This window comes from Lentzea sp. NBC_00516 (assembly GCF_036346835.1).
Taxonomy (GTDB): Bacteria; Actinomycetota; Actinomycetes; order Mycobacteriales; family Pseudonocardiaceae; genus Lentzea; species Lentzea sokolovensis.
In genome coordinates this window covers 9,579,336-9,591,391 of the sequence record NZ_CP107840.1, presented here as the reverse complement: position 1 = coordinate 9,591,391, position 12,056 = coordinate 9,579,336, and the positions used below count along the sequence as shown (strand labels likewise).

General features: G+C 69.2%; 13 protein-coding genes. 4 read left to right on the top strand and 9 right to left on the bottom strand.

The genetic code is table 11. The features are described from left to right. Positions 1 to 48: 48 nt before the first annotated feature. The 3 genes from OG205_RS44755 to OG205_RS44745 all read right to left on the bottom strand — a co-directional run bounded on the left by OG205_RS44755 (position 49) and on the right by OG205_RS44745 (position 2,024). On the bottom strand, positions 49 to 678 hold the full coding sequence (locus OG205_RS44755; protein ID WP_330273800.1) for a DUF4041 domain-containing protein: 630 nt from the start codon (positions 676 to 678) through the stop codon (positions 49 to 51). A 75-nt stretch (positions 679 to 753) separates the two neighbouring features. Then, entirely contained in the window at positions 754 to 1,512 is a 759-nt protein-coding gene (locus tag OG205_RS44750) for an LLM class flavin-dependent oxidoreductase (RefSeq protein ID WP_330273799.1), read from the bottom strand. A 41-nt stretch (positions 1,513 to 1,553) separates the two neighbouring features. Then, a complete protein-coding gene (locus OG205_RS44745) occupies positions 1,554 to 2,024 on the bottom strand; it encodes a hypothetical protein (protein WP_330273798.1) in 471 nt (156 codons plus the stop codon). 141 nt (positions 2,025 to 2,165) lie between these two features. On the opposite strand from OG205_RS44745, the gene OG205_RS44740 reads away from it, so the two are divergent. Next, a complete protein-coding gene (locus tag OG205_RS44740) occupies positions 2,166 to 2,717 on the top strand; it encodes an NlpC/P60 family protein (protein WP_330273797.1) in 552 nt (183 codons plus the stop codon). Here the strand turns inward: OG205_RS44740 and OG205_RS44735 are convergent. Together OG205_RS44735 and mug are read right to left on the bottom strand one after the other, a co-directional pair. After that, positions 2,707 to 5,541, bottom strand: coding sequence for an AfsR/SARP family transcriptional regulator (locus OG205_RS44735; protein ID WP_330273796.1), 2,835 nt, complete (start codon positions 5,539 to 5,541; stop codon positions 2,707 to 2,709). The genes OG205_RS44740 and OG205_RS44735 overlap by 11 nt on opposite strands. 191 nt (positions 5,542 to 5,732) lie before the next feature. Next, positions 5,733 to 6,227 (bottom strand): G/U mismatch-specific DNA glycosylase, encoded by a 495-nt coding sequence (gene mug / locus OG205_RS44730; RefSeq protein WP_330273795.1) that lies wholly within the window; start codon positions 6,225 to 6,227, stop codon positions 5,733 to 5,735. Positions 6,228 to 6,265: 38 nt separating this feature from the next. On the opposite strand from mug, the gene OG205_RS44725 reads away from it, so the two are divergent. After that, entirely contained in the window at positions 6,266 to 6,727 is a 462-nt protein-coding gene (locus tag OG205_RS44725; RefSeq protein ID WP_330273794.1) for an HAD domain-containing protein, read from the top strand. Here OG205_RS44725 and OG205_RS44720 read toward each other — a convergent pair. From OG205_RS44720 to OG205_RS44705, 4 genes are all read right to left on the bottom strand, one after another. Next, entirely contained in the window at positions 6,724 to 7,041 is a 318-nt protein-coding gene (locus tag OG205_RS44720; RefSeq protein ID WP_330273793.1) for a sunset domain-containing protein, read from the bottom strand. The two genes, OG205_RS44725 and OG205_RS44720, sit on opposite strands and share 4 nt — an antisense overlap. Positions 7,042 to 7,051: 10 nt before the next feature. Continuing rightward, positions 7,052 to 7,507 (bottom strand): hypothetical protein, encoded by a 456-nt coding sequence (locus OG205_RS44715; protein WP_330273792.1) that lies wholly within the window; start codon positions 7,505 to 7,507, stop codon positions 7,052 to 7,054. A 74-nt stretch (positions 7,508 to 7,581) separates the two neighbouring features. Continuing rightward, on the bottom strand, positions 7,582 to 9,234 hold the full coding sequence (locus OG205_RS44710) for a bifunctional metallophosphatase/5'-nucleotidase (protein ID WP_330273791.1): 1,653 nt from the start codon (positions 9,232 to 9,234) through the stop codon (positions 7,582 to 7,584). A gap of 89 nt (positions 9,235 to 9,323) precedes the next feature. Then, entirely contained in the window at positions 9,324 to 9,845 is a 522-nt protein-coding gene (locus tag OG205_RS44705; protein ID WP_330273790.1) for a hypothetical protein, read from the bottom strand. Positions 9,846 to 9,954: 109 nt separating this feature from the next. On the opposite strand from OG205_RS44705, the gene OG205_RS44700 reads away from it, so the two are divergent. Together OG205_RS44700 and OG205_RS44695 are read left to right on the top strand one after the other, a co-directional pair. Further along, a complete protein-coding gene (locus OG205_RS44700; RefSeq protein WP_319978891.1) occupies positions 9,955 to 10,680 on the top strand; it encodes a response regulator transcription factor in 726 nt (241 codons plus the stop codon). After that, positions 10,658 to 12,052, top strand: a complete 1,395-nt coding sequence (locus OG205_RS44695) for a sensor histidine kinase (RefSeq protein WP_330273789.1) — start codon at positions 10,658 to 10,660, stop codon at positions 12,050 to 12,052. Before OG205_RS44700 ends, OG205_RS44695 begins: the two co-directional genes overlap by 23 nt. Positions 12,053 to 12,056 lie beyond the last annotated feature (4 nt).

Sequence of the window (12,056 nt, the reverse complement as noted above, 5' to 3'; positions counted from 1 at the left end):
TTTCACTAGTTACCTAGTGAAAGGGTGCTGAAATCCGGTCTCAGCTGGTCAGGAGGCGATTCGGCGGGTGCGGCGGCTTTCCGCCTTGCGCTGCAGGTGGTCGGCGGTGAGTTCGAGTTCGTACGTGCGCAGGGCCTGGTAACGCGGCGAGACGCGGAGCGCGAACGTCCCGCTGAGACGTTCGATCGCCGACGCCGAGCGATCGAGCCGCCTTCTCGCCGCGTCCAGGCCACCGGCTCGCAGCATGCGCAGGCAGTTCTCCGCCTCGCAGTTGTACGAGCGGAGCATCAGCGCGGACCAGTCCTCGACGAGCCTGCGGCCGGTCGCGTCCGATCCGTTGTAGGTGACCTGCCCGCCACCTTCGATCGCCGCGCCGGTCTTGATCAGGGTCTTCATCTCGTCGTGGATGAGGTCGAGCTGCGCCTGGTGCTCCGCGGCGGCGTCGGCGCGGAACACACCTGCCCGCTGGAAGGTCAGTTCTTCCTTCAGCGGCTGGAGTTCGGCGCGCGCGTTCTTGATCCGGTGCCGCAGCGCTACTAGTTCGGCACCGGCTCTGTCGACCTCGTCCAGCACGGTGGTCTGCGCTGACTGGGCGTCACCGATTCGGGCGAGGAGTTCCTGCAGGCTCTCCACGGCCCGCTGCAGCTCTGCGATCCGGCGGTTCTTGCGCCCGAGCATGCTTACCTCCCCGAACAGCGACGAAAGGCCCATGACCGTTCCATCGCACGGAGGTATCCGCCGTTATCTACGACGCTATGCGCTCACACCATCGAGTGATCCCACGAAACGAACGAACCCTTCGGGATCCTCGCTCGTGGCGGACTGCTGCAAGATCACGCTGGTAGCGCCCGCCTCGGCCACCTGGGAGACCAGATCCGTGACGAACGCGCGGTCACGGGAGTCCGTCTCGACGTAGACGATCACCGGGTGCTCGCGGCCCGCCCTGACGGCACGGACCCGGTCGAGATCGGCCGACGCGTCGAGGATCGTGCCGTCGCCGACCTCGCCCGCCAGGGCCAGCGTCTTCAGGCCCAGGCCACCCACGTAGATCGGCATCGGCGCGGCAGGCGGCCAGTCCAGCGCGACGTCCTTCAGCTTGACGTACCGGCCCTCCACGGTGACCCGCTCGCCGGCCAGCAGCGCCTTCAACGCCTCCGTGTACTCGCTCAGCAACGCCAGCGGCGACGCCACCCGTGCGCCGACCTGGCCCATCCAGTCCTGCACGCCGTGCCCGACGCCGATCGTGACGCGGCCGGGGAACAACCGGTCGAGCGTCGCGGCCTCCATCGCGGTGATCGCGACGTTGCGCAACGGCACCGGCAGCAGTCCGACGCCGACCTTCAACCGGGAGGTCCAGGCCAGGGCGGCGGAAGCGCAGGCGATGCCGCTCTCCAGGAAGCAGTCCTCCCACAGCCACAACGAGTCCACACCGGACTCCTCCGCGGTCAGGACGACGGAACGCAGGTTCTCGGGCGGAAGCTGGGGCCGGTAGACGGCGCCGAGTGTGGTCACCCGTCAACATCTACCGGCCCCTGGTCAGTTGAGCAACAAACTCAGCAACCGCAGTTGTGGTACGTGACGTCCCAGTGATTCGACTCGAGGTAGTAGATGTTGCCCGCGTTCGACTTCCACTTGTTGCCGCCGATGGACGAGAAGCTGCCCTTGATGTAGTTCGTGACGCAGCTGGTCAGGCGGTAGTCCACCTTGTACCCGTTCCAGTGCGAGTACGTGCCCGACGCGTGGCCGGTCTCCGTGCCGCCGGTGATGGTCAGCGCACAGCCCGACGCGCTCTTGAACGTCTTGGCACCCGCGATGGTCGTCTGGTTGACCTGTTCGAACGAGGTGCAGTTCGACTGGTTGCGGTTGCTGCAACCACCGCTGGACGTCCAGCTGATGCCGGCCGCGCTCAGCTGCGCGGTCGCCTGCGAGTGGGTGTACTTGGCCGGGGCCGCCGACGCGACGGACGCGCCCATGATCAGAGCGGCGAACATCGCGATCACGGCTGCGATCGTGCGAACGAACATGTGCTCTCTCCTTATGCCCAAGGTGCCGCGAAGTTAAGAAAGAGCGGTAAAGGAACGCCTAAATCGGCTTTAGGCCGTTCTTTGGCGCCACGGTGGACAGTTCCGGTCATCACCAACAGCAAGTCGATCGGAGCTACACACATGCGCATTCGCCACGCCGTCGCGGCGACCGCGATCTCGCTGGGGCTGCTGGGTGGCCTGAGCGGCATCGCCCAGGCCGCACCGGAGGGTCCTGCCGAGCAGGAGACCACCATCTCGCAGGTCGAGGCGGCGGCCGGATACGGCGGCTCGATCTCCCGCACCGAGGTCATCAAGCGCGCCAAGGACTGGTGGGACCGCAAGGTTCCGTACAGCCAGTCGGCTTACGCCTGGGACATCGGCAAGGGCAAGAAGTACCGCACGGACTGCTCCGGCTTCGTGTCCATGACGTGGAAGCTGACGACGAGCCGCAACACGTCCACTTTGGACGAGGTCGCCACCAAGATCTCCTGGGCGAACCTCAAGCCGGGCGACATGATCCTGCGCAACGGCCACGTGAAGCTGTTCGAGAAGTGGGCGAACACGGCGAAGACGTCCGCGTGGATCTACGAAGAGGGCAGCACCGCCACCGACATGGACCACGAGACCGTGACGATCTCTTCACTCAAGAGCGGTGGCTACGCCCCGTGGAAGTACAAGAAGATCACCGGCTGAGTGCACGCGAGGCCCACTGAGCAGGCCACTGGCGCACCTCCCCCATCTCTCTGGTGCCCAGTCGTGTGAAGAGCTCTGCGGCCTCGCGCCAGGAGCGGTCCGCGCCTTCGACGTCCCCCAGACAGGCGTGGACCGCTCCCAGGTCCCGAAGTGTCCGAGCCCGCCACAGCGGCAGGCTCAGGTCGTTCCACACCGGCAGCAGGTCCGTCAGCGCCACCCGCGCGCCGGCGTGGTCGCCCGCGGCGAGCCGCCACTCCCCCACCGTGCGGCGGACGAGCGCCTCGCCGAACCGGTCGCCGACGTCGCGGCAGCCGTCCAGCGCCTGCCGCAGCAGCACTTCCGCCGGGTCGAACAAACCCCTGCGCAGCAACACCTTCGCCCACGCCTGGGCGGTGTAGCAGCCGAGCAGCTCGTCGCCGGTGCCCGCGACCATCTCGTGGGCGCGCCGGATGTGGTCCTCCGCGAGGTCCAGCTCACCGCGAGCGCGGTGCACGAGCCCGATCCCGCGGGCCGCCAGCGCCTCACCCCGCCGGCTGCGTGCCTGGCGGTAGATCGACTCGGCGAGGCGGAGTGTCTCGAACGAACCCTCGTCGTCGCCGAGTTCCCGTTTGATGGAGCCGATTCCGTACAGCGCGTGCGCTTCGCCTTCGAGGTCCTGCGACTTCATCAGCTCGCGCGCCCGGTCGAGCGCCTCCAGCGCGCACGGGTACTGGCCGAGATCGCGGCACACCATGCCGATGCCGTTCATCGCCACGGCCTCGCCGCGCTGGTCGCCCATGTTCACGAACAACGTCTGCGCGGTGTCGAACCACGACCGCGCCTCGACCAGGTTGTCGCGCTTGTAGTGCATCTGCCCGAGACTGCACCGCAGCACCGCCTCCAGGCGCAGGTCTCCGGTCCTCCACACGGCTTCCAGCGCCGCTGTGTGTGTTCGTTCCCAGGCCTCGTAACGGTTTCTGAGCCCGAACCAGGCGAACACCAGCACCTCGGCCAGCTGCGAGGCGATCTCCGCGAGGCCGAGCTCCGCCGCGCGTTCCACGAGCCTGGTCAGCAACGACTCCTCGCGCGCGAACCAGGCGTCCTTGTCGGTCGGGCGTGCCGCCGTCGCGACGATGCCCAGCGAGTCCTGCATGCGCGGCACGGCGAGGAAGAGCTGCTCGGTCAGTCCATCCACAGTGGACAGAGCGGCGACCACGGCCCTTCTGACGACGTCTTCCCGTTCCTGCTGCCGGTCTTCCGCCTCGGCGAGCTCACGGGCGTGCAGCCGCACCAGCTCGTGCATCCGGTACCGCGCGCTGCCGATGACGTCGAGCAGCCGCGCGTCCACGAGCTGGTCGAGCACGTCCTCGTCCAGCAGGTGCACCCACAGGAAGCTCGGCACCTCGGGTAGCCCGAGGAACCCGAAGATCCGGTACGCGCGGCGGACGTTGTCGTCGAGCGCCCGGTAGGTCAGCTCCAGGCCGGCCCGCACCGCGAGGTCGTCCGCGACGAGCTCGTCGAGCCGGCTGCGTTCGTCGGAGAGCCTTCTGACCAGCTTCGACACCGGCCAGTGCGCGCGACCGGCCAGCCGTGCGCCGGTGATCCGCACCGCGAGCGGCAGGTACCCGCACAGCCGCGCGACCTCCTGCGCCTGGTCAGGTTCGGCGGAGACCCGGTCGTCGCCGAGGATGCGCTGGAGCAGGGTGACGGCCTCGTCGCTGCTCAACACGTCCAACGGGATGCGGCGCACGCCTTCCAGTCCGCACAACCTGCTGCGGCTCGTGATCAGCGTCAGGCAGCCGGGACTGCCCGGCAGCAACGGCCGGACCTGCGAGACGCTCGTGACGCCGTCCAGCACGATCACCACCCGCCGCCCGCCGACCGTGGCCCGCCACAGCGCCGCGCGTTCCTCGGCGGACTCCGGAATCCGTTCGCTCGGCACGTCCATCGCGCGCAGCAACGCGTCGAGCGCCCCGGACGGCGAGTGCAGGTCGACGAACAGCTGCCCGTCCGGATACCGGTCCGCGAGCCGATGTGCCGCGTGCACCGCGAGCGCCGACTTGCCGACACCGGCGGGTCCCTCGATCCACCAGACGCCGCCGTCGCTGTCGAGGAGCCTGCTCAGTTCCCGGTCGCGCCCGGTGAAGTCGCCCGCGTCGCGCGGCAGGTAGTTGCGGCGGCTGTCCCGCGAGCCCTCCAGCACGTCGCGGTAGAGCTGCTGGAGCTGCTCGCCGGGCTCGACCCCGAGCTCGTCGACGAGCACCTTCCGCGTCTCGCGGAACACCCGCATGGCGTCCGCGCGGCGCCCGGCCCGCGTGAGGGCCGTCATGAGCTGCCCGCGCAGCCGTTCGGCCAGCGGGTACTCGGCGACGAACGCCCCGAGCCGGTCGATCAGCTCGGCGTGCCGTCCCAGCGCCAGTTCGGCGTCGACCCACGCCTCGGCGGCCGCGAGCCGTTGCACGTCGAGCGTCTGCGCGAACACCACCGGCGTGCCGCGCCAGAGCTGCAGCGCCTCGTTGAGGACCTCGGCCTTGATCTTGAGGTCGGCCTCGTCGCCCGCGCTGGCCACGAGCCTGCGGAACGCGTGCAGGTCGACGCTCTCGGGGTCGGCGTTGAGCACGTAGCCCGCCGCCCGGTGCTCGACCGGCAGCCCGGAGCGACGCAGGCTGGAGATGTGGACCTGCAGCGACTTGCGCGCCTGCGGCGGCGGCTCCTCGCCCCAGATGAGATCGATGAGCCGTTCGACGGGCACGATCCTGCCGCACTCGACCGCCAGGACGGCTAAGATCTGCGCGGGCTTCGGCGGCACCGACGGCTCGACCGGCCCGAGAATCCTGATCTCCACTGCGCCCCCACCAGTGTTGAACATTCACCAAGTTCTGCACGGCATTGCCAAATTTTGACGCATTCCGATGCACGGGGGTTCCACTTCGGAGTGAATGCACTCGAACGGACGCAGATCTGGATGCAACCAGACCAGAGCCCACTCCGTCCAGCCCACTTTCAGTGGGCATGAATGTGAACTTTTGTTCTGTTCTAGAGGCTGGCTTTGAGTCGCCCGAACTCCTGCGCCAACGCCGGCAACTGCCAGTGCGCGTTCAGCCCGCTCGGATTCGGCAGGACCCACACCCGCGCACCGCCCACGGTGTCCTGCTGCGCCCCGACCTGCGCCTTCTTGTGGCCGAAGGCAGCACGATAGACCGTCACGCCGAGTACCGCGAGAACCTTCGGTGAATACCGCTCGACCTTTCCGGCGAGCTCGATCCCACCTTGAAGCATTTCGTCAATTGTTAATTCGTCGGCTTTGGCGCTGGGCCGCGCGACGACGTTCGTGATGCCCAGACCGAGGTCGAGCAGCTTCTCCTGCTCTGCGGGCGCGAACTGAGACGGCGTGAACCCGGACAAATGAAGGGCGGGCCAGAACCGGTTTCCCGGCCGCGCGAAGTGGTGCCCGGTCGCCTCCGACACGAGGCCGGGGTTGATGCCGCAGAAGAGCACGTCGAGCCCGGGCTTGATCACGTCGGCAATCACGTGGCCAAGCCTACGAGGTGCGCCGTAGCGTGCCCGCCGTGGCCGCGCTCCCGATCCTCTTCCTCGACGTCGACGGCCCGTTGCTCCCCTTCGGCGACGGCGTTCCAGGCACTCCGGGCCTCGCACGACTCGACCCCGCGCACGGCCCGTGGCTCACCGCCCTGCCGTGCGAGCTGATGTGGGCCACGACCTGGATGGACGACGCCAACGCGCACATCGCGCCCCTGCTCGGCCTGCCGAGGCTGCCGGTCGCGACCTGGCCGGACGACCCGGATGCCGAAGCCGCCGACGCGCGCCAGGGCCTGCACTGGAAGACCCGCGGCCTGGTCGCGCTGGCGGGCACGAGGCCGTTCGTCTGGGTGGACGACGAGATCGGCCAGAAGGACCGCGCCTGGGTCGCCCAGCACCACGGCAAGGCGCTGCTGCACAAGGTCAACCCGCGCCACGGCCTGACCGACGCCGACTACCTCGAACTCGACGCCTGGCTGCGCGAGCGCTAAGCGCCTGCCGGTACGCGGGGGCGGGGCGTCCACATCGTGTAGCCGGCGCGGCGGGCGTCCTCCGGCGAGTGGAAGAACGCGTCACCCTTCATGCGCTTGTAGTAGGGCGAGTCGGGGGTGTGGAACATCATCGTGCGCGAGTTCGCCTTGATCGCGGGGACGACGGCGGCGGGCTCCTCCATGATCGACAGAGGCGGGGAGTCCGGAGCGTCGGTGGTGAATGCGCGGGAGCGCATGGTGAGCCAGGTCAGCACGACGCCGGCGAGGAAGGCGCCCGCGCACAGCAGGAACATCTGGAAGAAGAACCCGAACACCGAACAGCTCCTAGCCCGTAGTCGTGAAGTCCTCGTCGACGCGCAGTCCGGGAGCGGCCGAGCGCAGGGCGTCGCTCAGCGAGCCCGCGTGCTCCGGGTCCGCGACGCGTGCCGACGCGGTCAGGTGTCCGGCGCGCACGACACCGGTGAAGTCGGTGACGTCCCGGTCCAGCACGGCCCCGAGCAGCGCGGCGGCCACGGCCGGGGAGACGGGCAGGCGTTCACCGGCGTCGGAGGTGATCACGTCGGTGATCCGGTAGGTGGTCAGCGCGCGCACGGCGTCCACGACCTCCTGGCGTTCTTGCGGGGACGCGGCGGTGCCCGCCAGCACGATCTCCGACGACCGGACCGCGAGCAGCAGGTGGCCGGCGGGCACGCCAGGGGCGGGGTGCGCGACGAGGCCCACCGCGGCGAGCAACGCCGGCACGACGAGGGCGCAGACGAAGACGCGGAGCGGCAACTGCACGGGGCTGGCCTATCTCATTCGGCCGACCGGGTGCCACCACCTGGACCGGAACACCCAGGACACCCCGCCCGATTTCACTCGTTCGTGGAGACCACGACAGGTTCGCCGGACGCCACCAGGCGCCAGTCCGAGCCCGCGAAGTCGGCGGGATCGAGCACGCCCGCGGCCTTCACCCAGTCGATCAGCAGCTGCCGGATCTCCTGCTGCTGGTTGTGCAGCACGGGCGCCGAGGCGATGTGCGGGAAGTCGCCGCCGCCCGCCTGCCGGTAGTTGTTCACGGCCACCGCGAACTCGAACGAGTCCGCCACCCGCTCACCGCCGAACCGAAGATCCACGATCCGCGAGCCGACCGGCTGCGAGATGTCGACGTCGTAGGTCAGCGGCGCGGTCAGCCCGTAGGCGATGTCGAAGTTGTAGTCCGGCACGTCGGCGGACAGTTCGGCGGCCGAGAACGGGCCGGGACCGGACACCTGCAGGAAGTACCGCGCCGACTCCTCCAGGAAGTCGCGCAGCTGCCCGCCTGTCATCCGCACGCCCACCAGCGTGTTGTCGAAGATGTAGAGCCCGGCGACGTCCCGCAGGGACACCTCCCCGGCCGGAATCGCGGCGGTCCGGTTGAAGGGCGCGCACAACGACAGCACCGGCAGCGAGGTGGACTTCGCGACCTCCAGCGCCTGCACGTGGTTGATGAACCGCAGCGCGGGCGTGTCCTCGAACCGCGACCGCGAGGCCGACATCGCCGACGCACACGTGCCGACCTGCCCGTTCACGTACGACACGACCCGCTCGTGGTCGTGCCGCAGCAGTCGCACGATCCGCGGGTCCTCCGCCACCGTGGCCGACGACAGCACGGACGACCGCGACTCGGCCAGCTCCCAGCGCCCGTCGTAGCGCAGGTCGAACTCCATCACCGACAACCGCTTGCCCGAGTACAACGGCTCGGTCAGCAGCACCGGCCGCCCGGTCACCTTGTTCGTCACGAACCGCGACGGGATCTCCACGTGCGCGTGCCCGACCAGCACCGCGTCGATCCCCGGCACCGTCTCCGCCAGCAGCTCGGAGCAGTTCTCCGGGAACGGCACCTGGTCGCCCAGCGACGACGACAGATCGGCCCCGGAGTGCGCCACCACGATCACCAGGTCGGACTTGTGCCGGACCTCCGGCACCCAGTGCAGCGCCTGCTCCACCAGCCCGGGGAACGTCAGCACGCCGTCGACGTGGGCGCGGTCCCACACCGCGATCCCGGGGTTCGTCAGCCCGAGGATCCCGACCCGCAACGGCGCCCCGCCCGTCAGCCACACGGTCTTCACCACGTACGGCTGGAACGCGGGCAGGCCCGTGGCCACGTCCAGCGCGTTGGCCGCCAGCAGCGGGAACTCCAGCTGCCGCTCGAAGGTCCGCAGCATCGGCAGCCCGTAGTTGAACTCGTGGTTGCCCAGCGCGGCGGCCGTGTAGCCGATGGCGTTCATCGCGGCGGCCATCGGATGCACGTGCGCACCGCGCGTGATCGGCTCGACCTTCGCGTAGTAGTACGCGAGCGGCGTGCCCTGGATGGTGTCACCGGCGTCGAGCAGCAACGTCCGTTGGCGTCCCACGGCGGCACGCACGTCGTTCACGAGCGTCGAGATCTTCGCGAGCCCGACGTCGTTGTGCGCGAAGTCGTCGAACTCGCGGTTGAGGTAGTAGTCCCAGTTGAAGAGATTGCCGTGCAGGTCTGTCGACCCCATCACAGTCAGTGTGAACGTGCGCACGCCGCTCACCTCCGGTTGTGGTCGGGCTGATCACCCGACCATAACCGCTCACACTTGACCCCAAATCACCTAGTGGGAGGGGCCTGCCCGTCCCGCTGACCGCGCTGACCAGGTTCGACCACGCTGGACGCGACGGACTTGCCGTCCTCTGTGGTGGCGATCACGGTCACCGCGTCCCCCTTCTCGACACCTTCGGCCACGGTCTCGGCGTCGATCACGTACGTCTTCGTGTACCCGTCGGTGGACTTCACCTCGATGGACGAGTCGCTGAGCGCGGTGACCTCACCGGACTGGAACTCGCCGTGCGTCGCCGTGCCGAACCCGAGTCCGCCGCGCATGCCGCCGCCACCGTCCGGTGGCGCTCCGCCCATGCCGCCGGGTCCCATGCCTCCGGCTCCGGTCTGCTGGTTCGTGCCGCTGGCGGCGTAGATCGCGACGCCACCGGCACCGGCGATCGCGACGGCGACGGCCACGGCCACGGCCGCCACCGTCTTCTTGGCGGTCCACGCCGGGCGCCCAGAAGACTGCTCGGCGGGCTCGGAAGCGGGCTGGGGTGCGCCCCACTCCGGGGGCTGTTGTTCGGTCATGACAGCCACCGTGGCGGCGCCGGCTGTGCCGAACCTGTGCCTGACGTAGGCACGACCTGTGCGCGTCGCTCACAGCTGGTACACAGGATCCGCGTTCACGATGGGAGCCATGCGCGCGATGAAGACCGAACTCCGCAGGCCGGACGGGCAGCCGGTCCGGGTGCTCGTCGTCGACGACGAGTCCACTCTGGCCGAGCTGATGTCGATGGCGCTGCGCATGGAGAAGTGGGACGTGCGCACGGCTCTCGACGGGACGACGGCGGTGCGGACCGCACGCGAGTTCCGCCCGGACGTGGTGGTGCTGGACGTGATGCTGCCGGACTTCGACGGTTTCGAGGTGCTGCGCCGGATGCGTGCCGAGGCGCCGATCCTGCCGGTGTTGTTCCTGACGGCGAAGGACGCCGTGGAGGACCGCATCGCCGGGCTCACCGCGGGCGGCGACGACTACGTCACCAAACCGTTCTCGCTGGAGGAGGTCGTGCTTCGGCTGCGCGCGCTGCTGCGGCGCACCGGCGTGACCGACGCGGACGCGGGCACCCGGCTGATCGTCGGCGACCTGTCGCTGAACGAGGAGACGCGCGAGGTCGAACGCGCCGGCGCCTCGATCGACCTGACGGCGACGGAGTTCGAACTGCTGCGCTACCTGATGCGCAACCCGAAGCGCGTGCTGAGCAAGGCCCAGATCCTGGATCGCGTGTGGAGCTACGACTTCGGCGGCCAGGCGAACATCGTCGAGCTCTACATCTCCTACCTGCGCAAGAAGATCGACGCCGGGCGCACCCCGATGATCCACACGATGCGAGGCGCCGGTTATGTCCTCAAGCCTGCGACCTAGAACGCTGCGGGCGAAGCTGGTCTCCGGCCAGATCGTCCTGCTCACCGCGCTGTGCCTGGTGATCGGCGGGGTGTCGGTGCTCGCGCTGCACGCGTTCCTCATGAGCAACCTGGACCGAGAGGTCACGACCCTGCGGCCGGGGCCACCCGGCTCGCCCTACGGTCCTCCCGGCATCAACGCGCAGATCCAGCGCAACGGCAGCATCAGCGGCACGATCGAACTGCCGGGGTCGCAGTCGCCACGACTGCTCACCGACGACGAGATCGCGCTGCTGGCGGCGACGCCGTCGGGTCCGCACACGGTCGATCTGGGTGAGGCGGGCGAGTTCCGCGTGGTCACCGACCGGTTCGGGATCAAGGGCCTGCCGCTGGGGCCCGTCACGGACATCGTGTGGCAGATGGTCTGGATCCTCGCAGGACTCATCATCGCGGGAGCGGCGGCGGTCGCCCTGGCGGGCAGGGTGATCGTGCGGCGCGCGCTGGTGCCACTGGACCGGGTCGCGGAGACCGCCTCGCGCGTCTCCGAACTCCCGTTGCACGAGGGCGAGGTCGCGCTCGCCGAGCGCGTGCCGGACGAGGACACCGATCCGGCCACCGAGGTCGGCAAGGTCGGTCTCGCGCTGAACAAGCTGCTCGGCCACGTCGGCGAGGCGCTGAAAGCCAGGCACGACAGCGAGACCAGGGTCCGGCAGTTCGTCGCCGACGCCTCGCACGAGCTCAGAACACCGCTCGCCGCCATCCGCGGCTACGCCGAACTGACCAGGAGGACCACCGCGGACCTGCCACCCGAGGTCACCCACGCGATGAGCCGGGTCGAGTCAGAGGCGGTGCGGATGACCTCACTGGTCGAGGATCTCCTGCTGCTCGCCCGCCTCGACGCCGGCAGACCGCTGGAGAGCAAGGACGTGGACCTGTCGAGGCTGGTGCTGGACGTGGTCGGCGACGCCAGGATCGCGGGCCCCGGCCACCGCTGGAAGCTCGCGCTGCCGGAGCAGCCGGTCACAGTTCCCGGTGACGTGCAACGACTGCACCAGGTCATCGGCAACCTGCTGTCCAACGCCCGCGCGCACACCCCGCCGGGCACGACCGTCACGACCGGTCTGTCCGTCCACAACGGACAGGTGGACCTGACCGTCACCGACGACGGTCCCGGCATCCCCGAGGGCCTGGAGGTCTTCGAACGGTTCGCGCGCGGCGACTCCTCGCGTTCGCGGGCGGCGGGAAGCACCGGCCTGGGACTGTCGATCGTGTCGGCAGTGGTCGGCGCGCACGACGGCGACGTGGCCGTCACGAGCAAGCCGGGCCACACCACGTTCACGGTCTCGCTGCACACAGGTCGTTCACAGCGGGAGCACACGACCGACCCAGGCTAGGCCG